The following is a 23213-nucleotide window of genomic DNA, read 5'->3' as shown; positions in this document are numbered from 1 at the left end:
TGCCATGAACCAGAATGATTATCTGCAACTGGCGCTCTATATCGCCATCATCCTTGCCGTCACGCCGCTGTTTGGTCGTTATCTGCTGCATCTGTTTCAGGGTGGCGTTGGCTGGCTGCGCGTGATTGAGCGGCCACTTTATGCCCTGGCCGGCATAAATCCCGAACGCCAGCAGCATTGGAGCGCCTATGCCGCCGCAATGCTGATCTTCAATCTGGTCGGCTTCCTGCTGCTCTTTGCCATTCTGCGCCTACAGCATCTGCTGCCGCTCAATCCGCAAGGCTTGCCGGCGCTTTCCGCCGATCTGGCCTTCAACACCGCCATCAGTTTTGTCACCAACACTAATTGGCAATCCTATGGTGGCGAAACCACCATGAGCTATTTTAGCCAGATGAGCGGCCTGACGGTGCAGAATTTTGTTTCTGCTGCCACCGGCATAAGCATCGCCCTGGTGGTGATGCGGGCCTTTGCAAACAAATCGGCCAAGACGGTGGGTAATTTCTGGGTTGATATGACCCGGAGTGTTTTTGGCCTGCTGCTGCCGCTGGCAGCATTGGCGGCTTTGTTCCTGGTCTGGCAGGGGGTGCCGCAGAATTTTGCCGCCTATAGCAACGCCACCACGCTTGAAGGTGCCGAGCAGGTGATCGCACAGGGGCCGGTGGCCTCCCAGGTGGCGATCAAGATGCTGGGCACCAATGGCGGCGGCTTCTTCAATGCCAATGCGGCACATCCCTTCGAGAACCCGACCGCGCTGAGCAATTTTGTGCAGATGCTGATGATCTTTGTCATTGGCGCCGGCCTGACCAATCTGTTTGGCCGCATGGTGCAGGATCAGCGCCAGGGCTGGGCCATCCTTGCCACCATGCTGCTGCTGTTCGTGGCCGGCGTGCTGGTGGCGGGCCATGTCGAAGCCGGCGCCAATCCGCTGCTGGCCAAGCTGGGTGTTGATCCGCTGCTGGGCAATATGGAAGGCAAGGAAGTGCGCTTCGGCAGCTTCACCTCGGCCCTGTTTGCCGTGATTACCACGGCGGCATCCTGCGGCGCGGTGAATGCCATGCATTCCAGTTTCCTGCCGCTGGGCGGTATGGTGCCGCTGCTTAACATCATGCTCGGCGAGGTGATCGTTGGCGGTGTTGGTGCCGGCTTCTATGGCATAACGCTGTTCATCATCGCCACCCTGTTCATTGCCGGCCTGATGGTGGGTCGCAGCCCGGAATATCTCGGCAAGAAGATCGAGGCACGTGAGGCCAAACTGGCGGTGCTGGCAATCCTGGTTTCGCCGATTGTCATCCTGCTCGGCACCGCCGTTGCGCTGGTAAGTGAGGCCGGCCAGGCCGGGCTGCTCTCGGCCGGACCGCATGGCTTGAGCGAGGCGCTGTATGCCTTCACCTCGGCGGCAGGCAATAATGGCAGCGCTTTTGCCGGTCTGAGTGCCAATTCGCCCTTCTATAACACGGCATTAGGCATCGCCATGCTGCTTGGTCGTTTCGCCATGATCGTGCCGGTGCTGGCCCTGGCCGGCGGTTTGGCAGCCAAGCGGGCCGCTCCGGCAACGATGGGCAGCTTCCCCACCCATGGCCCGCTTTTTGTGGCCCTGCTGGCCGGCACCATCCTGATTGTTGGCGGCCTCACTTTCTTCCCGGCGCTGGCTTTGGGGCCAATTGTTGAGCATCTGCTGCTCGCTGCCGGCCAGACTTTTTAGGGAGTATCGTTTCATGAGCAATCGCAACTCGCCTGCTATCCAGCCGATCTTTGCCGCCGCTTTGGTGCGTGGCGCCATTCTCCAGGCTTTTGTCAAACTCGACCCGCTGGCGCTGTGGCGCAACCCGGTGATGTTTGTCACCGCCGCCGTGGCGCTGGTCAGCACATTGCTGTTTTTCCGCGACCTGTTCGGTGGGGGAGATGCAGCGTTGATCGGGCAGATTTCGGCCTGGCTCTGGTTCACCGTGGTCTTCGCCAATTTTGCCGAGGCTTTGGCGGAAGGCCGTGGCAAGGCGCAGGCCGAAAGCCTGCGGCGGGGCAAAAGCGAAGCGATGGCCAAGAAGCTGGATGCGGATGGCCGGATCAGTCAGGTTCCGGCCACGGCCCTGCGTATCGGCGACGTGGTGCTGGTGGAAGCCGGCGACCCGGTGCCGGGCGATGGCGATGTGATTCAGGGTATTGCCTCGGTGGATGAATCGGCGATCACGGGTGAATCTGCGCCAGTGATCCGTGAATCGGGTGGCGACCGTTCGGCGGTGACCGGCGGCACCCGGGTGTTGTCGGATTGGATCAAGCTGCGTATCACGGTCAATCCGGGCGAAAGTTTTCTGGATCGCATGATCGCCCTGGTAGAGGGTGCGCAGCGGCAGAAGACACCGAACGAGATCGCCCTGACCGTGCTGCTGGTTGGCATGACGCTGATTTTCCTGGTCACTACAGGTAGTTTGGAGGCGCTGGCGGTCTATTCCGGCATGCCGGTGCCGGTGGTTTATCTCATCGCGCTGCTGGTAACGCTGATTCCCACCACCATTGGCGGCCTGCTCTCGGCCATTGGCATCGCCGGCATGGATCGTCTGATCCGGCATAATGTGGTGGCCAAATCCGGCCGTGCCGTGGAAGCGGCTGGCGATGTGGATACGCTGTTGCTTGATAAGACCGGCACCATTACGCATGGCAACCGCATGGCCACGGCCTTCGTCGCCATGCCAGGCAGCGCCGAGCGCGACCTGGCCGAAGCAGCCCTGCTCGCTTCAGTGGCGGATGACACGCCGGAAGGCAAGTCGATTACACTGCTGGCGCAGGAAAAATATGGCCTGGGTAATGCCGCCGCCTCGGCGACCCGCGGCAGCTTCATTCCGTTCAGTGCGCAAACCCGCATGAGCGGCCTGGACCTTGATGGCAAGGAAATCCGCAAGGGCGCGCTGGATGCGGTGTTGCGATATGCCGGCGTCCAGGCTTCGGCTGATCTGACCGTGGCGGTGGAGCGGATCGCCAAATCCGGCGGTACGCCGCTGGTAGTCGCCGTCGAACGCCGCATACTTGGCGTGATCCATCTCAAGGATGTGGTGAAAAGCGGCATCCGCGAGCGTTTTTCCGAATTGCGCCGGATGGGTATTCGCACCGTGATGGTGACCGGCGACAATCCGCTCACGGCGGCAGCGATCGCGGCTGAGGCCGGGGTGGATGATTTTATCGCCGAAGCCACGCCGGAGAAAAAGCTGGAGCTGATTCGCAAGGAGCAGCGCGAAGGCAAGCTGGTGGCAATGTGTGGCGATGGCACCAATGACGCGCCTGCCTTGGCGCAGGCCGATGTTGGCCTGGCGATGAATATCGGCACGGCGGCGGCGCGCGAAGCCGGCAATATGGTCGATCTCGACAGCAACCCGACCAAGCTGATTGAAGTGGTGATGATCGGCAAGCAGTTGCTGATGAGCCGTGGTTCGCTCACCACTTTCAGCCTGGCCAATGACGTGGCGAAATATTTCGCCATCATCCCGGCCTTGTTTGTTGCCACCTATCCGCAGCTTGGCGCGCTCAATGTGATGCAGCTTGCTTCGCCGCAAAGCGCCATCCTTTCGGCGGTGATCTTCAATGCGCTGATCATCATCGCGCTGGTGCCGCTGGCGTTGCGCGGGGTGCGCTATCGGCCATTGCCGGCGGTCAGCCTGTTGCGGCGCAATCTGGCCATTTATGGCTTTGGCGGCGTGCTGCTGCCTTTCATCGGGATCAAGGCCATTGATCTGATTGTTTCCACACTTGGTCTGGCCTGAACCCATCGCTGATCGAAGCAGGAGAAAGATATCATGCTCAGTCATATTCGCCCCGCGCTGGTGCTGCTGGTTTTGTTCAGCCTGGTCACCGGTCTGGCTTATCCTCTGGTTATCACCGGCATTGCCCAGGGTTTGTTTCCGGTGCAGGCCAGCGGCAGCCTGATCGAACGAGAGGGCCGGCTGATAGGTTCAAGCCTGATCGGCCAGGGGTTTAGTGCGCCGCATTATTTCCATCCGCGCCCATCGGCGGCCGGTAAGTCAGGCTATGATGCTGCATCTTCCAGCGGCTCGAATCTGGCGCCCACGGCCAAGGCGCTGGTGGAGCGGGTTGCCGGTGATGTAGCTTCCTATCAGCAGCAGGATGGCGCTGCGGCGGTGCCGGCAGATGCGGTCACCACATCGGGCAGCGGGCTTGATCCGCATATTTCACCGGCCAATGCAGCGCGACAATTGCCCCGTGTGGCGGCGGCACGCGGCATGATGCCGGCTGATCTGGAGGCACTTATGCAACAGCATGTCGAACGGCCCTGGTTCGGATTTCTTGGTCAACCCGGCATCAATGTGCTGACGCTGAACCTTGCCTTGGATAAAATCAGGCCCCTTACCCGATGAGCGCAGATGCCAGATCATCTTCCCGAGCGCGATAACCGACCATCGCCGGATGCCTTGTTACAGACGGCTGCGCAGGAGAAGCGTGGCCGTCTCAGTGTGTTTCTGGGTGCAGCACCAGGCGTTGGCAAAACCTATGCCATGCTGGAAACCGCCCATGCCCGCCAGCGCGAAGGGATTGATGTGGTGGCGGGGGTGGTGGAAACCCATGGCCGTGCCGAAACAGCGTTTCTGCTGCGTGGGCTGGAGCAATTGCCGTTGCGGCGGGTGGCCTATCGTGACCGGGTGTTCAATGAACTTGACCTGGATGAGGTGCTGAAGCGCCGCCCGCAATTGGTGCTGATCGATGAATTGGCGCATAGCAATGTGCCGGGCAGCCGGCATGACAAGCGCTATCAGGATATCGAGGAGATCTGCCGCCACGGCATCGATGTTTACACCACGCTGAATATCCAGCATCTGGAAAGCCTGAATGACGTGGTGGCGCAGATCACCCGGGTGAAGGTGCGCGAGACTGTGCCGGATCATGTGCTGGCGCAGGCCGATAGAATAGAAGTGGTGGATCTGGCGCCGGAAGACCTGATCCAGCGGTTGAAGCAGGGCAAGGTTTATATGCCCGAGCAGGCTGCTCGGGCGGCACATCATTTCTTCGCGCCCGGAAATCTCACGGCCTTGCGTGAACTGGCGTTGCGCAAGGCGGCCGATCAGGTGGATGGCCAGATGCTGTCCTACATGCAGTCACATGCCATTGCCGGGCCATGGCCGACACGTGACCGCATCATGGCCTGCATCAGCCCTGGCCCATTATTGCCGCGCCTGGTGCGTAATGCGCGCCGACTGGCCGAGCGACGCCGGGCGCCGTGGATCGCCTTATATGTTGAGACGCCGGCGCATGACCGCCTGTCGGATGGCGAGAAGGACCAGATCAACCGCGCCCTCACCCTGGCCGAGGAATTCGGCGCCGAGGTGGTGAGTGTTGCCGGCAGCGATGTGCCGGCTGAAATCATCCGCCAGGCCCGGCAGCGTAATGTCACCGAGGTGGTGGTGGCGCGCAGCCTGCGCAGCCGCCTGATCAATCGCCTGCGCGGCACACTCACCGACCGCCTGGTGGAATTGGGCGACGGCATCAATATCCATGTTGTCACCGGATCGCCGCCGGGCGAATCATGGCTTGACCTGATGCGGGCGCGGCTGGCGGATATGCGCTTTGGCGGCCTGCTGCCGGCAGCGATGATTTCACTGGGGTCGCTCGGCATGGTCAAGCTGGTGGCAGATTGGCTGCCGCATTCCAGCATCCCGCTTTTTATCCTGGTATCGGTATTGCTCTGCTCGCTGCGTTATGGTCATGCGGCGGCCCTGCTCAGTTCGGTATTTGCGGTGCTGGGCTATAATTTCCTGTTTCTGCCGCCGCTTTACACCTTCACCATCGCCAACCCGGAAAACATCTACACGTTTTTCATTTTCCTAGGCTTGGCCTTGGTCGCCAGCAACCTGACGGCACGAATCAGAGCGCAGGCGGAAGCGGCGCGGATTCGTGAGGCGCGCACGGCCGCGCTTTATGATTTCAGTCGCATGGTAACCGGTGCGGTGGATGCGGATGGTATCCTGTGGGCGGTGGTGCATCATGTCGCGGCTCTGGCCAAGGCGCAATCCTTGGTGCTGATGCCGGAGGGAGGCGATGCTAAGCCCGGGCAGGATCGCCTAACGGTGCGCGCCGCCTATCCGCCGGAGGATCAGATTGATGACAAGGCTAAGGGGGCTGCCGATTGGGCCTGGCTCAAGGGCGAGCCGGCCGGGCGCGGCACCGGCACTTTGCCGTCCTCGGATTGGCTGTTCCTGCCCTTGCGCACCGCAGAGCGCAGCCTGGGCGCGCTGGGCATCCGGTTTCCCGATGAACGCCCGGTATTGGGGCCGGATGAGCGCCGGCTGCTTGATGCCCTGGCCGGTCAGGCCGCCCTGGCGATTGAGCGCAGCATTCTCAATCGTGATGTGGCGGAAGCCCGCATGGCAACCGAAACCGAAAAACTGCGCTCGGCTTTGTTGTCGTCAATCAGTCACGATCTGCGCACGCCACTGGCTTCGATCATCGGCGGTGTTTCCAGCCTGCTGAATTTTGGCGCCAAGCTGGATGAACGGGGGCGTGTTGAATTACTGCATACCGTGCGCGATGAAGCTGAACGGCTTAACCGCTTTGTTGGCAATCTGCTCGACATGACACGGATAGAAGCGGGCGCCATGCAGCCGAAGCTGGATTGGGTCGATGCCGAGGAACTGGTTGCCACAGCGCTGAAGCGCGCCGCGCCGCTCACCCAGGGCCATGATATCCGGGTAGATATGGCGCCGGCCTTGCCATTGCTGCGGGTGGATTACATCCTGATCGAGCAGGTGCTGATCAACCTATTGGACAATGCGGCGAAATATTCCGCCAAGGGCAGCGCGATAGACCTGGTGCTAAGACAGGCGGCGGAGAGTATCGTGATCACCATAACCGATGCCGGTGTGGGGATTCCAAGCGGCGAGCTTGAACAGGTGTTCGACATGTTCTATCGCGTCAAGGCCAGTGACCGGCAGGTTGCCGGCACCGGGCTTGGCCTGTCGATCTGCCGCAGCATTCTCAAGGCGCATGGCGGCAGTATCCGGGCCGAAAGTCCGGTCTTGCCGGCGGATTCGTCGGGCAATGCTGGCCGTGGCACGCGCATGATCGTGACCTTGCCGCTGGAAGCGCAGCCGAATGTGCCAATCGAGGAAAGGCCGGCCGATGGCTGAGGGGGCTGCCATCCTGGTGATTGATGATGAACCGCAGATCAGGCGTTATCTGCGCGTCAGCCTGGAGGCGCATGATTTCCGCATCCTGGAAGCGGATAGCGCGCGCGAGGGCTTGCGCATCGCTGCCTTGTCCAAGCCCGATCTGATCATTCTTGATCTTGGCCTGCCGGATATGGATGGCCAGGCGGTGATTGCCCGTTTGCGTGAATGGAGCAGCATTCCGGTGATTGTGCTGTCGGTGCGTGCCGACGAAGCTGACAAGATCGCGGCGCTTGATGCCGGCGCCGATGATTATGTCACCAAGCCATTCGGCACCGGCGAATTGCTCGCCCGCATCCGTGCGGCTTTGCGTCATATGGTGGGGGCAACCAGCGGCCAGCCGGTTTTTGCCACAGGTGGCTTGCGGGTCGATCTGGAAAAACGTCTGGTCAGCCTGCATGGCGAGGCGGTGAAACTGTCGCCCAAGGAATATGATTTGCTGCGGCTGCTGGTGCAGCATGCCGGCAAGGTGCTGACGCATCAGTTCATCTTGCGCCAGGTTTGGGGCCAGGCGCATGAGCATGATGTGCAATATCTGCGGGTTTTTGCCCGTCAGTTGCGGCAGAAGATCGAGGCCGATCCGGCCCGGCCACAATTGCTGCTGACCGAGCCCGGCGTAGGCTATCGCCTGAGCGCCGAATAAGCCGTTTCAACATTTATACTGGCATGCCACTGGCAATAGGCCGGGCTGAAAATGCCGCATATTCGTATCTATATTAGATACGATAAATCTTATATTGACCTTTTATATCCTGCATTGTACTGATTCCAACACTGATTGGCCCGCTGGCCGGGGCAGTATCGATAAGGGGAATCTCTATATGAAGCACGCCAACAAGATAGCGATTGTCACCGGTGCGGCGCAGGGCATTGGCTTTGCCTGTGCCGAGCGGCTGCACCAGGAAGGCGCCACGGTCTGGTTGGCGGATCTGAAGGCAGAAAAGGTGGCGGAAGCCGCTGCCCGGCTCGATCCGGCCGGCAAGACCGCCTTTGCGATGGCTTGCGATGTGTCCAAACGTGCCGATGTGGTGGCCGTGGTGGCAGCCGCCGTGGCGCAATCGGGCCGGCTCGACATCATGGTGAATAATGCCGGCATCACGGTGTCGAAATCGGTGCTCGACCTGACCGATGAGGAATACACCCATGTGATGGGGGTGAACCTGAATGGCACTTTCTACGGCACCCAGGAGGCTGCCCGCGTGATGGCGGCCCAGGGTGGCGGCGCCATCGTCAACATGTCGTCGATGCAGGCCATCCTGACCATCCCGACCAATGTGCCTTATGGCATTTCCAAGGCCGGCATCAACCAGATGAGCCGCATCTTCGCGGTGGCGCTGGCCAAGCAGAATGTTCGCGTCAACGCGGTGGGGCCGGGCACCATCCTGACCGACCTGACCCGCAACGGCGTGTTGTCCAACGAGGAATCCTATCGCCGCATCCTGTCGCGCACGCCGATGGGCCGCTGCGGCGAGCCGGAGGAAGTGGCCAGTGTGGTCTCCTTTCTGGCCAGCGACGATGCGTCTTATGTCACCGGCCAGGTGCTGTACATCGATGGTGGCCGCATGCCGCTGAATTATACCGTGCCGGTGGATGCGCTGCCGGGCGCCAAAAGCTGAAGCGGGGCATTGTCATGACCATCAATCGCATTGGCGCCGGCCCGCGCATGAGCAAGGCCACCTATACCGACCAGATGGTGTTCACCTGTGGCGAGGTGGCTACCGACAAGACCAAGGATGCCTATGGCCAGACCGTGGAAATCCTGGCCGCGCTGGATGCCTCGCTGGCGGCAGTCGGCAGCGACAAGACAAAGATTCTCAGCGCCACCGTCTGGCTGGCTGATATCAGCGAATTCGCCGAGATGAACCGCGCCTGGGATGCCTGGGTGCCGGCCGGTCACACACCGGCACGTGCCACGGTGGAAGCAAAGCTGGTCTCTGCCACGGCGAAGGTGGAAATCGCCGTGATCGCGCTGCGCTAGGGGCGGCCATGATCCAGCAGGATGCCAGCCCGGCCGCGCCGGCGGTCGAGATGATGGCGGTCAGCAAATGGTATGGCGACTACCAGGTGCTGCACGATATCGATCTGGATGTGCGCCGGGGCGAACGGATCGTCATCTGCGGCCCTTCCGGTTCGGGCAAATCCACGTTGATCCGCTGTATCAACCGGCTGGAGGAACACCAGCAGGGCCAGATCCGCGTCAGCGGCGTGGAACTGAACCAGGATAGCCGCAATATCGAGGATATCCGTCGTAACGTCGGCATGGTGTTTCAGAGCTTCAATCTGTTTCCGCATCTGACGGTGCAGCAGAATTGTATGCTGGCGCCGATCAAGGTGCTGGGCCTGACGCGCAAGGAAGCGGAAAGCCTGGCGATGCGCTATCTTGAACGGGTTCGTATCCCGGAACAGGCGCAGAAATATCCCGGTCAGCTTTCCGGCGGCCAGCAGCAGCGCGTTGCCATTGCCCGCGCCCTGGCGATGAACCCGAATATCATGTTGTTTGACGAACCGACCTCGGCGCTTGATCCGGAAATGGTCAAGGAAGTGCTCGATACCATGATCGAGCTGGCCGAAGACGGCATGACCATGCTGTGCGTTACCCATGAGATGGGCTTCGCGCGCCAGGTGGCAGACCGGGTGGTGTTCATGGATGCCGGCCGCATCGTGGAAGCGGCGCCGCCCGAAGAATTCTTTTCCAACCCGCGCCATGCGCGCAGCAAGGCCTTTCTCAGCCAGGTCATCTGACCCAGCCGCCGGGACCGGCGAGGCGAGTTTCAGGGAGTGTGATGTGACCAGTAATGATGCCCCGCCGCCAGCGGCAATGACCACCGCCGAAGCCGTGGTGAGCCAGATCGTCCGCAACGGCATAAACACCATCTATGCCTTGCCGGGCGTGCAGAATGATTATCTGTTTGATGCCCTGGCTGGCGCCACCGACAAGCTGAGGCTGATCCATACCCGGCATGAACAGGGCGCCGCCTATATGGCGCTGGGTGCTGCCCTGGCCACCGGCAAGCCGCAGGTTTTCACCGTGGTGCCGGGGCCTGGCATCCTGAATGCCACGGCGGCGATCTGCACCGCCTATGCCCTCAACGCACCGGTGCTGGCGCTGACCGGGCAGATTGCATCGAATGCCATCGGGCGCGGCCTGGGCCTGCTGCATGAAATTCCGGATCAGCTTGGCCTGCTGCGTTCGCTGACCAAATCAGCTGAGCGTATCAATGCGCCGCATGAAGGCCCGGCCAAGGTGAACCGGGCTTTTACCGAGATGCGCAGCGGCCGGCCGCGCCCGGTGGCGCTGGAAGCGCCACTGGATGTGTGGCCGCGCCGTGCGCCGGTGCAATTGCTACCGGCTGCCGAAGCGTTGGAAGCGCCGCTGGATATTGATGCCGTGAAAGCGGCGGCCAAGTTGTTGGCGGCTGCCGAACGGCCATTGATGATTGTGGGTGGCGGTGCGCTGGATGCCAGCGCGGCGGTGCGCAGCGTGGCGGAAATCCTGCAAGCGCCGGTATCAAGCCATCGCACCGGGCGCGGCGTGCTGGATAGCCGGCATCCGCTCAGTGTCAACAGTGCCGTCGGCCATCGCTTTTGGCGTGATGCCGATGTGGTGCTGGCGGTTGGCACCCGGCTGCAATTGCAGCAATTGCAATGGGGCCTCGACGACAAGATCAAGATCGTGCGCATCGATGCTGATGCCGACGAACTGAATCGGGTGCGGCCGGCCAGTGTCGGCATTGTCGGCGATGCGCGCCGGGTGCTGGAAGCGCTGGCCGACGAACTGGCCAAGCTCAGCGCCAAGCGACCGTCACGCGCTGAAGACGTGCAGCGTATGCGCGCGGTTTCGGATGCCGATTGGGCGCAATGCAAGCCGCAGATCGCTTTCCTGGAAGCGATCCGGGCGGAATTGCCGGAAGACGGCATCTTCGTTGATGAACTGACCCAGCTCGGCTATGTCAGCCGCCTGGCTTTCCCGATCTACCGGCCGCGCAGTTTCATCACCCCGGGTTATCAGGGCACATTGGGCTGGGGCCTGGCCACTGCGCTTGGCGCCAAGGCGGCACGGCCGGATGTGCCGGTGGTGGCGGTCAGTGGCGATGGCGGCTTCATGTTCAATGTGCAGGAACTGGCCACCGCCGTGCAGCATCATATCCCGATTGTGGTGGTGCTGATGAATGACGGCGCCTTCGGCAATGTGCTGCGCACGCAGACCGAGGATTTTGGCAATCGCCGCATCGCCACCAATCTGAACAACCCGGATTTTGTCAAATTGGCGGAAAGTTTCGGCGCGCTGGGTCTGCGTGCCACAACGCCGGAGGAATTGCGGCTGGCTTTGCGCCAGGCTTTCAATTCCGGTCAGCCGACCATCATTGATGTGCCGGTGGGGCCATTGCCCAGCCCGTGGAATGTGTTGCGTTTCACCCGTTCGCGGCCCTGATCCTCTCCACACCAAGTTATCGCGACCACATGCCACCCAGCCGGGTGGCATGTTTGTTTGTGCGGTTATGTGGTGGTTATAAGATGTATCATTATATGATATAAAATATTTTATATTGACCTATTATATTTTTTAACCTACAAATTTTGCAGGCTTCAGGGCCGATAAAGAAACAGGGCAACGGAGGGGTTCGGTATGAAATTCAATATCGCTTTATTTTGCGGGTTGGCCCTGTTCGGGCTTGCCTCACAGGCCGTGGCCCAGGGCGCGGCTCCGACAGGCCAGGGCGCCACTTTGGAAGCCATCAAGCAGCGCGGTGCTTTGCAATGCAGCACCATTGCCGGCGGCTCGCCCGGTTTCTTTGAATTGGACGACAAGGGCCGCTGGCACGGCTTTGATTCCGATATCTGCCGCTCGGTTGCTACCGCCATTCTCGGCAGCCCGGACAAAGCCAATTTTGTGCCGCTGAGCTGGCCGCAGCGTTTCCCTGCCCTGCAATCGGGTAGTGTTGATATCGTGGTCAATCACACCAGCTGGACTTTGCAGCGCAATTCTGTGCTCGGTTTCCAGTTCACGCTGCCGTATTTCTTCGGCGGCACCCAGTTCATGATCAAGAAAAGCGCCAATGTGGCCACTGCCACGCAGCTGAATGGCGCCACTGTCTGCGTGCCGGCCGGCACCACTACCGAGCGCCTGGCCGCAGATTACCTGGCCTCGAAGAACCTGACCTTCACCATGCTGCCCTTCGAGAAGACCGAGGATGCGCGCGCTGCTTATATCGGCGGCCGTTGCGATACCATTGCCGGCTGGGGCCCGACCCTGGCGGTGTTTGGCGCGCGCCGCGCCAATGATGCCTCGCCGCATATGGTGCTGCCGGAAGTGCTGACCAATGAGCCGGTTTCCGCCGTGGTGCGCCAGGGCGACGAGAAGTTCCTGATCCTGGTCAATTGGGTGATTGCGGCGCTGATTGAGGCCGAAGAACTGGGTATCACCAGCGCCAATATCGAGAAGATGAAGGAAGACAAGGACCCGCGCATTGCCCGCCTGATGGGCAAGCTGCCCGGCCTTGGCAAGGGTATCGGCCTGCGCGACACCTGGGCCTATGACGTGGTCAAGCATGTCGGCAATTACAGCGAGATTTTTGAGCGTAATCTGGGCAGCCAGTCGCCATACAAGCTGACCCGGGGCTTGACCAAGCTGTGGAAAGATGGCGGCGTGTTGTACGCGCCGGTATTCGACTGAGGCTTGAGGATGCGCACCATAGGTACAGTGGAGTTGATCTGGAATATGGTGCGCAGCCTTTGGTTCAACCGGCAGCTTCGCCGCTATCTGCTACAGGGCCTGTTTCTCGGCGCCGTGTTGTTGCTGGTGGCAAGCTCGCTGGCCAATGTCTATGCCAACCTGGTGCGCCAGGGCATGGCCTATGGCTGGGATTTCCTCTGGCGCGCCACCGGCTGGCGGCTCTCCGTCGCCATGCTGGAGCAGGGGCTGAACGACCCCTATTGGTGGACCATCCTGATGGGGGTGGTGAATACCTTGGCGCTTGGCCTGCTCTGCATCCTCTGCGCCACCGTGATCGGCAGCGGTATCGGCCTGCTCAGGCTTTCCACCAATCCGATGCTGCGCCTGATCTGCACGGCTTATGTTGATCTGCTGCGCAATGTGCCAGTCATCATGCAGATTTATTTCTGGTATGAAGTTTTTAAACATGCGCCGATGGAGCGGCAGGCTTTGTCCTTCGGCGGGGTATTTTTCGCCAGCAATCGTGGCCTGTATTTTCCCAAAGTGCAGATCGAGGCCGGGCAGGGCCTGCTGCTGATCGGCCTGCTGCTGCTGGCGCTGGCTGCGCTCTGGCTGGCGCTCAAGCGGCGCCGGCCGCAGGCTTTGCTAGGCGTTGCCGCGCTTGCCGTGCTGTATCTGCTGTGGCAGGGCAATCCGTTTTCGCTGCAATTCCCGGTGCTGCAAGGTTTCGGCTTTCGTGGCGGGCATCGCCTGCCGGTGGAATTCCTGGCGCTGTTTGTGGCCATCACGATCTATTCCAGCGCCTATGTGGCCGAAATCGTGCGCGGTGGCCTGCTGGCGGTGGATAAGGGCCAGATCGAGGCGGCGCGTGCGCTGGGGCTCAAGGAATCGACCATCCACTGGAATATCCGCCTGCCGCTGGCGATGCGCAGTGCGCTGCCGCCCTTGAGCAACCAGTTCCTGATCACCATGAAGGTGACCTCGCTGGGTGCCGCCATCGGCTATGCCGACCTGTTCTCGGTGGTCTCCACCAGTATCAACCATGCCGGTCAAACCATCGAATTGCTGGCGCTGATGATGGGCGGTTATCTGATGATCAATTATGTGATCGCCCGTGCCATGCATTTTCTCAATCAGCATTTTGCACTGAAGGGCCATGGCGCTGCGGCGCCCGCCGCTTCCTGGCTGAGCCGACTGCTGCGGCGCCGGGCCAAGCCAGTGGGGCGCTAATATCATGGCTACTTCGCTCGCTCCCACCTCAACGCTGCCTTCGTTGCGCCAGCAGCTTTTTGGCAGCATCGGCAACAGCCTGATCACTCTGACCGTGCTGGCGCTGATCCTGCTGGCGCTAGGCCATATCCTGCGCTGGGCGTTCATCGACAGTTTGTGGACCGAGGCTCAGGAAGGGCAATGCGCCGAAATCAGTGGCGCCTGCTGGGCCGTGATCCAGGCGCGCTGGCGGCTGATCCTGTTCGGCCTCTATCCCTATGATGAACACTGGCGTTCGGCCTTGGCCTGCCTGGTGGCCTTGAGCATCGTGGGCTTCAGCTGTGTGCCGTATTTCTGGCAGGCCCGGCGCCTGGTGCTGATCTGGCTTTGCGGCGCCGCCTTGTTCATTCTGCTGATGCGTGGCGGCCTGTTCGGCCTGCTGCCGGTGACCACCGATAAATGGGGTGGCCTGGCGCTGACGCTCTATGTCTATCTTTCAACGGTCATCATCGGTGTGCCGCTTGGCATCCTGTTTGCCCTGGCGCGGCAATCCGATCTGCCGGCGATCCGCCATGTCATCACGCTGCTGATCGATTTTGTGCGTTCGATCCCGATTCTCACCGTGGTGTTCTGCGCGGCTTTGTTCGCGCCCTTCATCCTGCCGGGTTGGCTCAACCCAGATACGCTCTATCGCGTCATTGCCGGCTTTGCAGTGTTCTTCGCCTGCTACTACGCCATGATTGTCACCGGCGGCATGCAGGCGGTGGGGCCGGGGCAATATGATGCCGCCGCCGCGCTGGGTCTTGGCTATTGGCAATGCCGCTTCCTGATCGTGTTGCCGCAGGCTTTGCGCACCGCGCTGCCGGCCACCATCAATCATATGGTGATCACGCTGAAGGAAACTTCGGTGCTGATCATCGTCGGCATGTTTGAACTGACCGCATCGGGCAATGCCGCCTTCCAGAGCGGCAAGTGGCAGGAATACTACACCGAGGTCTACATCTTCGTTTCGCTGATCTATTTCACGCTCTCCTTCACGCTCTCGCGCTACGGCGCCTATCTGGAGCGGAAGATGCGTGTGGGCCAGGGCGGCCGCTAGTCCAGTCTGTTTTCCGGGAGGAGCATCTCAATGTCAGAGCAGAAGACCGTGATTGTCACCGCCGCAAGCCGCGGCATCGGCGGCGCTTGCGCGCGTATGCTGGCCGCCAAGGGCTGGCGCGTGGTGCTGATGTCCACCTCGGCCGAATGTGAAACCCTGGCTGCCGAACTGGGCGGCTTTGCCCGGCGCGGTTCGGTCACTGAAACCGCCGATCTTGCGGCTTTGGTGGATCTGGCGATGGAAAAGACCGGCCGCATCGACGCCGTGGTAGCCAATACCGGCCATGGTCCGGGGTTGACGGATGTAAAGGTCGGGCCGGCCTATGGCCCGGATTCACCCGGCCATCTGCTTGATATCGATGATGCCGATTGGCATGCGGCGCTGGATATGTATGTGATGAACGTGATCCGCCTGGCCCGGCTGGTGACGCCGATCATGATGCGTCAGGGCGGCGGCGCTTTTGTGGCGATTTCCTCCAAGATCGCGGTGGAGCCGAAAACCACTTATCCCACCAGTGTGCTGCGGCTCGGCCTGCATGCCTTTGCCAAGCTGTTCGCCGATCGTTATGGCCGCGCCGGCATCCGCATGAACTGCCTGCTGCCGGGGCTGGTGGAGAATTGGCCGGTGCCGGAAGCGGCGTTGCAGCAATTGCCGCTCGGCCGCGCCGTCAAGCTGAACGAAATTGCCGAAACCGTGGCATTCCTGATTTCCGATGCAGCCGGCGGCATCACCGGTCAGAGCATCCTGGTGGATGGCGGCTCGGCGCGCGGCGTACGCTGAAATAACTGGGGAGTGGCCGGCATGTATGCGGATATTCAATTGCAGATCGCCGGCCAATGGTGCGGCGGTGCGGCCGGCGCCAGCCTGCCGGTGCTCAATCCGGCCAGCGGTGAGTTTATCGGCCATGTTGCCAAGGCCGAGAAAGCCGATCTCGACCGCGCCCTGGCCGCTGCCGAAGCCGGTTTCAAGCTTTGGAAAAGAGTATCAGGCTATGAGCGCTACAAGATTTTGCGCAAGGCGGCCGATCTTTTGCGCGCGCGGGCCGAGGGTATTGCGCAGAACCTGACCCTGGAACAGGGCAAGCCGCTGGCCGAGGCGCGGATGGAAGCCCAGGCGGCGGGCGATATTGTTGATTGGTTCGCCGAGGAAGCGCGCCGCACCTATGGCCGCATAATCCCGGCGCGGCTGCCCGGCGTGCAGCAATTAGTGATCAAGGAACCGGTGGGTCCGGTGGCGGCGTTCACGCCGTGGAATTTCCCGATCAACCAGGCAGTGCGCAAGGTTTCGGCGGCTTTGGCCGCCGGCTGCTCGATCATCCTGAAAGGCCCGGAAGAAACCCCGGCTGCCTGCGCCGCTTTGGTGCAAGCCTATCTTGATGCCGGCGTGCCGGCAGGTGTGGTGCAGCTGGTCTATGGCATTCCCTCAGAAATTTCGGAATACCTGATCCCGCATCCGGTGATCCGCAAGATCACCTTCACCGGCTCAACGCCGGTGGGCAAGCATCTCTCGATGCTGGCCGGCCGGCATATGAAACGTATCACCATGGAACTCGGCGGTCATTCGCCGGCAATCATCTGCGACGATGCCGATATCGAACGTGCCGTGGCCCTGCTCGGCGCGGCTAAATTCCGCAATGCCGGCCAAGTCTGCACCTCGCCGACGCGGTTTCTGGTGCATGATAAGGTCTATGACCAGTTCCTGGCCGGCTTTGTGCGTATTGCCAAGGGGCTCAGGGTTGGCGATGGCACCGATCCACAAACCACTATGGGGCCTTTGGCCAATGAGCGCCGCGTATTGGCAATGGAAATGTTTGTTGCCGATGCCGTGGCAAAAGGCGCCAGGCTTGAAACTGGTGGCAAGCGTATCGGCAATGCGGGCAATTTCTTTGAACCCACGGTGCTGACCGATGTGCCGCTGGATGCCCGCATCATGAACGAGGAACCGTTTGGCCCGGTGGCGCCAATCCTGCGCTTCGGCGATCTGGACGCGGCTTTGGCCGAGGCCAACCGGCTGCCTTTTGGCTTGGCGGCCTATGCCTATACCCGCTCCAATGCCAATGCAGCGGCTTTGGCTGCCGGCTTTGACAGTGGCATGGTATCGATCAACCACCATGGTTTGGCCCTGCCGGAAGCGCCGTTTGGTGGCGTGAAGGATTCCGGCTATGGCTCGGAAGGTGGCATTGAGGCGATGGAAGCCTATCTCAATGCCAAATTTGTCACCCTGGCGCAGTCTTAGGGCGCTTCCGAGGCCGATGCCGGGAAGCCGCCGCCAAGCACGCGGCTGGCCTGTTCGGCAATCGAGACCGCCACCGAGCCAACACGGTCAAAATCCGCGCGCGGCAATGTGGCGGCATCGCTGGTCAGCACAATCGAACCGACCGGCAATGCGCCGCTGCCCCAGACCGGCGCCGCCACGCTGCTGATGCGTGAACTGGAGCCGCGTTCCGAGGTGGCATAATGGCGTTCTCGGATCAGCGCGAATTCGACATCGAGATTGGTGTAATCGCCGGAATCACGAATCTCTGGGCGGGCTTCGATCAGCTTCAGTATCTGGGCGATCTTGTCATCGCCCAGAAAAGCCAGGATGGCGCGGCCGGAAGCGGCGGCATACATCGGCGAGCGCTGGCCCGGATCGGAGGAATTCGGCCGGCCTTTTTCGCCTTCCACCTTGTCGAGATAGATGATGTCGGGAAAATCGGCCCAGGCAAAATAGCAGGTCAGGCTGGAAACCTTGGCGGCATAACGCAGGATCGGCCGGATCAGCCGCCGGGTTTCATTCTGCGCAATCACACTGGCGCCTAATTCCCACAGCCGCAGGGTGGATTTATAGCGGCTGGTGCCGGGTGCCTTCTCGATATAGCCCTCTTCCGCCAGGGTCTGAAAAATGCGCTGGACCGCGCTTTTGTTCATCTTGATCTCGCGCGACAGCTCGGAAATGCCGCGCGGCGTTTCCGAGGTGGCCAGCACCTCAAGAATTCTCAGGCTTTTGCGCAGCGTGGTGCTCATCGGGCGACTCGCGGTTCCGGGTTGGGTCTCTCCGGGGGTTTGCTAGGTTAATTCTGCGCATATGTCAAATGAATGGTTCATAATACGATACAATTATTACTTCTTAAACAGCGAAACAGCCTCCAGGTTGCGCCAAAGAAGGGCGTAAGCAATGTCTGCGAATGTCGCCATGGAGATTTAATATATTTCTTTTCAATATCTTAGCCAATTTATCCACTGGACGGCAAATTTTGATAAGCTGGATATAGAAAAAATCATATTGCGATATGATGGTTCTTTATATAAAACATAGTTCCAATAATATGGTTTCAAAGCGCAAGAAAGCTGGTTGGGGGTAGTCGAGATGGCCGAGGCTGCGGGTTTGCCGTTGGGTAGCTGGCAATTGCCGGAGGAGCTGGTGCTGCTGCGCGATACGGTGCGGCGTTTCATGCGTGAGGAAGTGCGGCCGATAGAGGATCGCCAGCCGCATGATTGCCATGCCCTGCCGCAGGATCAGCTTGCCGCCTTGCAGGCCAAGGCGCAGGCGCTTGGCCTGTGGTGCCTGGCCTCGCCGGCCGAATATGGCGGCGGCGGCCTGGGCCTGCTGGCGCAGGTGCTGGTGGCGGAAGAAGCGGCGCGCTGCAAGATGGGCGCCTATGTGCCGGCCTGTGGGGCTTTCGGCATTGATCCGCCCAGCGTGATCTGGCTTGGCAATGCACAGCAGATCGAGCGGTATGGCGTGGCTGGCATCAAGGCCGGCAAAAAAAGCTTCGTGGCGATATCAGAAGCCTCCGGCGGCTCCGATCCGGCGCGCTCGATCAGCACCCGGGCAGTGCGCAAGGGCGATAGCTACATCCTCAATGGCACCAAGCTGTGGATCACTGCCGCCGACAAGGCGGAATGGGGCCTGGTCTTTGCCCGCACCGGCGAGGCCGGTGATCGTGGTGGTATCAGCTGCTTCATCGTTGATCGTCATGTGCCGGGCATCAGCGTGAAGCCGATCCCGGTGATCCGCTCGTATGAGCCGTTTGAAGTGCATTTCAACGATGTGGAGATTCCCGTCGAGAACCGCCTGGGCGAAGAAGGCGAAGGTTTTGCCGTTTGCCAGAAATGGCTGGTGCATGCCCGCGTGCCCTATGCCGCCGGTGTGATCGGCGTGGCGCAGGAAGCACTGGAAATGGCGATTGCCTGGGTCAAGCAGCGCTCCACCTTTCGCACCAAGCTGGCTGACCGCCAGTCGATCCAGTGGATGATTGCGGATTCTGAGATGGAATTGCGCGCGGCACGCCTGCTGGTCTACCAGGCCGCCTGGCAGGGCGACCTGGGCTACGACATCAAGCTTGAGGCTTCCATCGCCAAGGTGACGGCCACCGAAACCGCCTGGCGCGTGGTGGATCGCTGTGTGCAGATGTTCGGCGCCTTGGGCATCGCCAAGGAATTGCCGTTGGAACGCTGGTATCGCGAATTGCGCATCAAGCGCATCGGCGAAGGACCGTCCGAAGTGCAGCGCATGGTGGTGGCGCGCGCGCTGCTATCCGGCGCGGCTTGAGCGGGAGAAAGCCGATGTCGATCGATTTTGTTGTTGAAGATGGTGTTGCCACCATCACCATCAACCGGCCGGAGCGCCGCAATGCACTGGATGCCGAGCATTATGACGGCCTGTCGCGCTGCTGGATGCAGGTGCGTGACGATCCGGAAATCCGCGTGGCAGTGATAACCGGGGCCGGCGACAAGGCTTTCTGTGCCGGCGCCGATCTGAAATCCTGGGTTGGTCGCGAAGCCGAACTGGCTGAATTGTGGCTGACCCAGAAAGGCCAGCTGCTCAATCGCGGCCTGGAAATCTGGAAGCCGATCATTGCGGCGGTGAACGGCGTTTGCGTTGGCGGCGGCATGACCCTGCTGCTGGCCACCGATATCCGCGTGGCGGCCGAGACTGCGATTTTCAGCCTGGCCGAGGTGAAGCGCGGCATCATTGCCGCCAATGGCGGCACGCAGCGCATCATGCAGCAATTGCCCTATGCCATCGCCATGGAGATGCTGCTGACCGGCGACAGCATTGATGCGCAAACCGCGTTGCGCTGGGGCCTGATCAACAAGATCGTGCCGCTGGCCGATCTCCCGACCGCAGCCAAGGAGTATGCCGACCGCATTGGCGCCAATGCGCCGCTGGCATTGCAGGCGGCCAAGGAACTGGCGATCCGGTCGCGGCACATGGATCTGGCCACCGGGCTGCGTATGGAACAGCTTACCAACCGCATCCTGCATCATTCCGATGATACCGCACTCGCCAAGGCTGCCTTCGCCGAGAAGCGCAAGCCGAAATTCACCGGGCGCTGAGCGGATGAGCCGGATCACCGAGTATACCGGACAGGAATTGCCGCTTGCCGGCTTTCGTGTGCTGGACCTGACGCAGATCTATAATGGCCCCTATGCCACTTTTCTGATGGCGATGGCCGGTGCCGAAGTGATCAAGGTGGAACCGCCGGGCGGTGAATTCCTGCGCCGGCGTGATGCCCGCAGCGGTGCCGGCGTGCCCTTTGCCATGTTGAATGCCAACAAAAAATCCGTCTCGCTGAATCTGAAAGCCCCGCGTGGCCGAGAATTGTTTCTCGATCTGGTGAAAACCGCCGATGTGGTGGTGGAAAATTATGCCCCCGGCGTGATGGCGCGGCTTGGCCTGGATTACCCGGCATTGCGGGCGCGGAATGAAGCCATCGTGTTTGCCAGCGGCAGCGGCTATGGCGCGTCTGGTCCATATCGCGATTACCCGGCAATGGACCTGACCGTTCAGGGCATGTCAGGTGTGATGAGCACCACCGGCTTCCCGGAAAATCCGCCGGTACGTTCCGGTGCCGCTTTGTGTGACTTCCTGGGTGGTGTGCATCTTTATGGCGCCATGGTTACGGCGCTGCTGCGCCGCGCCCGCACCGGCAAAGGTGTGGCGATTGATGTGGCGATGCTGGAAACGGTGTATCCCACCCTGGCATCCAGCATCGGCATGACCTATGGCGAGCGCGACGACATTCCGCTGCGCACCGGCAACCGCCATGGCGGCCTGTCACTCTGCCCCTACAATGTCTACCCCACCAGTGATGGCCATATCGCGATCATCTGCAACAGCGACAAGCATTGGCATGCCCTGCTGGATGCGATGGGACGGCCGGAGCTGAAGCAGGCCGCGCATCTGGCCAGCATGCGCCAGCGCGTGGCGCATATGGAGGATGTGGATGCCATGGTGGCGCAATGGAGCGCGGGCTTCCAGCGCGATGCTCTGTTCGAGCGCCTGGTACAGTTTCGTGTGCCTTCCTCGCCGGTGCGCGATCTGCATGAAGTGATCCGCGATCCGCATATGCATGCGCGCGGCACCTTGCTGGAAATTGACCATCCGAATTATGGCCCGATCACCGTGAACCATAGCCCGCTGCATTATCTGGGCCTGGGCCAGCCGGCCTATCGCCCCAGCCCGGAATATGCCGCCGATAATGCCGCGATTTATGCCGAGCTTGGTGTGGCGACGGCCGAGTTGCAGCTTTTGCAGCAGGAGGGCGTGCTATGATCTCCGGCGCCGCCGTGATTGCCGGCATCGGCAACACCGCCTATGGCAAACATCCAGGCCGCGACCGGGTGTCGCTGATCGTGGAAGCCTGTGCCAATGCGCTCAATGACGCCGGCATCGACAAGCAACTGGTTGATGGCGTGCTGGTCAAGATGGCCAATGCCGAACCGTCCTTTCTCTATGGCCAGAAAGTGGCTGAGGCGCTTGGGTTGCGACCGAATATTGGCGCTTCGCTGGATCAGGGCGGCGCTGCCAATATCGGCCTGATCAGCTATGCCGCCATGGCGATCGAAGCCGGGCTGATGCAGGTGGCGATCATCTGTTATGGCGACACGCCGCGCACTGGCAGCCGCAGCGTATATCAACGGCCACGCGGCGATGATGCAGTTTATGGCTGGTATTCCACGGCTGCCGGCTATGCCATGGTGCATCAACGCTATCGTCAGGAATTTAACCTCGCCGATGAATGTTTTGGTGCCGTGGCGGTGGCTTTCCGCGCCAATGGCGCGCGCAATCCGCAGGCCCATCTGCGCCAGGCGATCACGCTGGATGATTACATGGCTTCGCCCTTTGTGGTGGAACCGTTGCGGCGTGATGATTGCTGCCTGCTTTCCGATGGCGCTGCTGCGATTGTTGTGATGTCGCGCCAGCATGCCCGATCGCTCGGCATCGACAAGGCGGTGCCGATCCTCGGCTTCGGCCAGGGCCAGGAATCCTGGGATGTGCAATTGCGCCCCTCGCTGACCAGCACCAAGGCGTGTGTTTCAGCCGATATCGCCTTCCGCATGGCCGGCATCGCGCGCAAGGATATCGATGTGGCGCAGTTATATGATTGCTTCACGGTCACGCCACTGCTGACGCTGGAAGATTACGGCTTCTTCCCACCCGGCCAGGCGGCGTCTTTTGCTGCGGCTGGCGGCATGGCGCTGGATGGCCAGCTGCCCTGCAATACCAGCGGCGGCCTGCTGTCGGAAACCGGCACGCCGGGCCTGCAATTGGTGATCGAGGGCGTACGCCAGATGCGCGGCGATGCCGTGCTGCAAATCCCCAGGGCGCGCCACTGCCTGGTCAGCAACCAGGGCGGCACCATGCACACTCACGCCACACTGATTCTTGGAGCCGCCGCATGAGCTTCCCGCAGCCTGATATCACGCCGCTCAGCGCGCCGTTCTGGGATGGCCTCAAGGCCGGCCAGTTGCTGTATCAGCAATGCCAAAGCTGCGGTCATCGCTGGCTGCCGGCGCGCGAAGCCTGCCCCTGCTGCCTCAAGCGCGATGTGGCCTGGCAGCCGGCCAGCGGGCGTGGCCGTATTGTCAGCTGGGTGATCTATCACGTCGCCTATAACGATGCCTTCAAGCATCGCATTCCCTATGACGTGACCCTGGTGGAACTGGATGAGGGGCCGCGGCTGCTGACCAATATCGTCAATGGCGATGCGGGCCGTAAGCTTTCATTGCATGCGCCGGTCTGCCTGGAGATTGGCCACGAAGGCGACCTGGCCGTGGCGCGTTTCACATTGATCTGA

General features: G+C 61.1%; 20 protein-coding genes. 19 read left to right on the top strand and 1 reads right to left on the bottom strand.

What is annotated here, in order from left to right; translation table 11 throughout:
* The first annotated feature begins 4 nt into the window (after window positions 1–4).
* From kdpA to KBB36_RS03495, 14 genes are all read left to right on the top strand, one after another.
* Window positions 5–1702 (top strand): potassium-transporting ATPase subunit KdpA, encoded by a 1698-nt coding sequence (kdpA, locus tag KBB36_RS03560; RefSeq protein WP_290976967.1) that lies wholly within the window; start codon window positions 5–7, stop codon window positions 1700–1702.
* Window positions 1703–1715: 13 nt separating this feature from the next.
* Window positions 1716–3752, top strand: coding sequence for a potassium-transporting ATPase subunit KdpB (gene kdpB / locus KBB36_RS03555; protein WP_290976965.1), 2037 nt, complete (start codon window positions 1716–1718; stop codon window positions 3750–3752).
* A 33-nt stretch (window positions 3753–3785) separates the two neighbouring features.
* Complete coding sequence (gene kdpC, locus KBB36_RS03550) at window positions 3786–4364, top strand: potassium-transporting ATPase subunit KdpC (protein ID WP_290976962.1); 579 nt, start codon at window positions 3786–3788, stop codon at window positions 4362–4364.
* 6 nt (window positions 4365–4370) lie between these two features.
* A complete protein-coding gene (locus KBB36_RS03545) occupies window positions 4371–7127 on the top strand; it encodes a sensor histidine kinase KdpD (protein ID WP_290976960.1) in 2757 nt (918 codons plus the stop codon).
* A complete protein-coding gene (locus KBB36_RS03540) occupies window positions 7120–7809 on the top strand; it encodes a response regulator (protein ID WP_290976957.1) in 690 nt (229 codons plus the stop codon). Before KBB36_RS03545 ends, KBB36_RS03540 begins: the two co-directional genes overlap by 8 nt.
* Before the next feature lie 178 nt (window positions 7810–7987).
* Window positions 7988–8782 (top strand): SDR family NAD(P)-dependent oxidoreductase, encoded by a 795-nt coding sequence (locus KBB36_RS03535; protein ID WP_290976954.1) that lies wholly within the window; start codon window positions 7988–7990, stop codon window positions 8780–8782.
* 14 nt (window positions 8783–8796) lie between these two features.
* On the top strand, window positions 8797–9144 hold the full coding sequence (locus tag KBB36_RS03530; protein WP_290976952.1) for a RidA family protein: 348 nt from the start codon (window positions 8797–8799) through the stop codon (window positions 9142–9144).
* Window positions 9145–9152: 8 nt separating this feature from the next.
* The gene (locus KBB36_RS03525; RefSeq protein ID WP_290976949.1) at window positions 9153–9908 is read left to right on the top strand and encodes an amino acid ABC transporter ATP-binding protein; all 756 of its coding nucleotides are present in this window, start codon (window positions 9153–9155) and stop codon (window positions 9906–9908) included.
* A 43-nt stretch (window positions 9909–9951) separates the two neighbouring features.
* Window positions 9952–11598, top strand: a complete 1647-nt coding sequence (locus tag KBB36_RS03520; protein ID WP_290976946.1) for a thiamine pyrophosphate-dependent enzyme — start codon at window positions 9952–9954, stop codon at window positions 11596–11598.
* Window positions 11599–11793: 195 nt separating this feature from the next.
* The gene (locus KBB36_RS03515; protein WP_290976944.1) at window positions 11794–12840 is read left to right on the top strand and encodes an amino acid ABC transporter substrate-binding protein; all 1047 of its coding nucleotides are present in this window, start codon (window positions 11794–11796) and stop codon (window positions 12838–12840) included.
* A 45-nt stretch (window positions 12841–12885) separates the two neighbouring features.
* Entirely contained in the window at window positions 12886–14070 is a 1185-nt protein-coding gene (locus tag KBB36_RS03510; protein ID WP_290976941.1) for an ABC transporter permease subunit, read from the top strand.
* Between the two features lie 4 nt (window positions 14071–14074).
* Window positions 14075–15148: an amino acid ABC transporter permease gene (locus KBB36_RS03505; protein ID WP_290976939.1), complete on the top strand. Its 1074-nt coding sequence runs from the start codon at window positions 14075–14077 to the stop codon at window positions 15146–15148.
* Window positions 15149–15178: 30 nt separating this feature from the next.
* Window positions 15179–15928, top strand: a complete 750-nt coding sequence (locus KBB36_RS03500) for an SDR family oxidoreductase (protein ID WP_290976937.1) — start codon at window positions 15179–15181, stop codon at window positions 15926–15928.
* A 21-nt stretch (window positions 15929–15949) separates the two neighbouring features.
* Window positions 15950–17383, top strand: a complete 1434-nt coding sequence (locus KBB36_RS03495; RefSeq protein WP_290976935.1) for an NAD-dependent succinate-semialdehyde dehydrogenase — start codon at window positions 15950–15952, stop codon at window positions 17381–17383.
* On the opposite strand, the gene KBB36_RS03490 is transcribed toward KBB36_RS03495, so the two are convergent.
* The gene (locus KBB36_RS03490) at window positions 17380–18153 is read right to left on the bottom strand and encodes an IclR family transcriptional regulator (RefSeq protein ID WP_290976932.1); all 774 of its coding nucleotides are present in this window, start codon (window positions 18151–18153) and stop codon (window positions 17380–17382) included. The two genes, KBB36_RS03495 and KBB36_RS03490, sit on opposite strands and share 4 nt — an antisense overlap.
* Before the next feature lie 343 nt (window positions 18154–18496).
* Here KBB36_RS03490 and KBB36_RS03485 point away from each other — a divergent pair, with 343 nt between their 5' ends.
* From KBB36_RS03485 to KBB36_RS03465, 5 genes are read left to right on the top strand one after another with little or no spacing between them, the layout of a single operon-like run.
* Window positions 18497–19681 (top strand): acyl-CoA dehydrogenase family protein, encoded by a 1185-nt coding sequence (locus KBB36_RS03485; RefSeq protein WP_290976930.1) that lies wholly within the window; start codon window positions 18497–18499, stop codon window positions 19679–19681.
* Window positions 19682–19695: 14 nt separating this feature from the next.
* Window positions 19696–20469, top strand: coding sequence for an enoyl-CoA hydratase-related protein (locus KBB36_RS03480; RefSeq protein WP_290976927.1), 774 nt, complete (start codon window positions 19696–19698; stop codon window positions 20467–20469).
* 4 nt (window positions 20470–20473) lie between these two features.
* Window positions 20474–21688 (top strand): CoA transferase, encoded by a 1215-nt coding sequence (locus KBB36_RS03475; protein ID WP_290976924.1) that lies wholly within the window; start codon window positions 20474–20476, stop codon window positions 21686–21688.
* Window positions 21685–22818, top strand: coding sequence for a thiolase family protein (locus KBB36_RS03470; RefSeq protein ID WP_290976922.1), 1134 nt, complete (start codon window positions 21685–21687; stop codon window positions 22816–22818). The genes KBB36_RS03475 and KBB36_RS03470 overlap by 4 nt, the downstream gene beginning before the upstream one ends.
* Window positions 22815–23213, top strand: a complete 399-nt coding sequence (locus KBB36_RS03465) for an OB-fold domain-containing protein (RefSeq protein WP_290976920.1) — start codon at window positions 22815–22817, stop codon at window positions 23211–23213. Before KBB36_RS03470 ends, KBB36_RS03465 begins: the two co-directional genes overlap by 4 nt.

It is taken from the genome of Ferrovibrio sp., assembly GCF_017994015.1.
Taxonomy (GTDB): Bacteria; Pseudomonadota; Alphaproteobacteria; order Ferrovibrionales; family Ferrovibrionaceae; genus Ferrovibrio.
This window is presented reverse-complemented; position numbering and strand designations above follow the sequence as displayed.

Bases quoted from the DNA above. Each gene is read 5' to 3' on its own strand.
- kdpA (WP_290976967.1), top strand. From the start codon at position 5: ATGAACCAGAATGATTATCTGCAACTGGCGCTCTATATCGCCATCATC.
- kdpB (WP_290976965.1), top strand. From the start codon at position 1,716: ATGAGCAATCGCAACTCGCCTGCTATCCAGCCGATCTTTGCCGCCGCT.
- kdpC (WP_290976962.1), top strand. From the start codon at position 3,786: ATGCTCAGTCATATTCGCCCCGCGCTGGTGCTGCTGGTTTTGTTCAGC.
- KBB36_RS03545 (WP_290976960.1), top strand. From the start codon at position 4,371: ATGCCAGATCATCTTCCCGAGCGCGATAACCGACCATCGCCGGATGCC.
- KBB36_RS03540 (WP_290976957.1), top strand. From the start codon at position 7,120: ATGGCTGAGGGGGCTGCCATCCTGGTGATTGATGATGAACCGCAGATC.
- KBB36_RS03535 (WP_290976954.1), top strand. From the start codon at position 7,988: ATGAAGCACGCCAACAAGATAGCGATTGTCACCGGTGCGGCGCAGGGC.
- KBB36_RS03530 (WP_290976952.1), top strand. From the start codon at position 8,797: ATGACCATCAATCGCATTGGCGCCGGCCCGCGCATGAGCAAGGCCACC.
- KBB36_RS03525 (WP_290976949.1), top strand. From the start codon at position 9,153: ATGATCCAGCAGGATGCCAGCCCGGCCGCGCCGGCGGTCGAGATGATG.
- KBB36_RS03515 (WP_290976944.1), top strand. From the start codon at position 11,794: ATGAAATTCAATATCGCTTTATTTTGCGGGTTGGCCCTGTTCGGGCTT.
- KBB36_RS03510 (WP_290976941.1), top strand. From the start codon at position 12,886: ATGGTGCGCAGCCTTTGGTTCAACCGGCAGCTTCGCCGCTATCTGCTA.
- KBB36_RS03505 (WP_290976939.1), top strand. From the start codon at position 14,075: ATGGCTACTTCGCTCGCTCCCACCTCAACGCTGCCTTCGTTGCGCCAG.
- KBB36_RS03500 (WP_290976937.1), top strand. From the start codon at position 15,179: ATGTCAGAGCAGAAGACCGTGATTGTCACCGCCGCAAGCCGCGGCATC.
- KBB36_RS03495 (WP_290976935.1), top strand. From the start codon at position 15,950: ATGTATGCGGATATTCAATTGCAGATCGCCGGCCAATGGTGCGGCGGT.
- KBB36_RS03490 (WP_290976932.1), bottom strand. From the start codon at position 18,153: ATGAGCACCACGCTGCGCAAAAGCCTGAGAATTCTTGAGGTGCTGGCC.
- KBB36_RS03485 (WP_290976930.1), top strand. From the start codon at position 18,497: ATGGCCGAGGCTGCGGGTTTGCCGTTGGGTAGCTGGCAATTGCCGGAG.
- KBB36_RS03480 (WP_290976927.1), top strand. From the start codon at position 19,696: ATGTCGATCGATTTTGTTGTTGAAGATGGTGTTGCCACCATCACCATC.
- KBB36_RS03475 (WP_290976924.1), top strand. From the start codon at position 20,474: ATGAGCCGGATCACCGAGTATACCGGACAGGAATTGCCGCTTGCCGGC.
- KBB36_RS03470 (WP_290976922.1), top strand. From the start codon at position 21,685: ATGATCTCCGGCGCCGCCGTGATTGCCGGCATCGGCAACACCGCCTAT.
- KBB36_RS03465 (WP_290976920.1), top strand. From the start codon at position 22,815: ATGAGCTTCCCGCAGCCTGATATCACGCCGCTCAGCGCGCCGTTCTGG.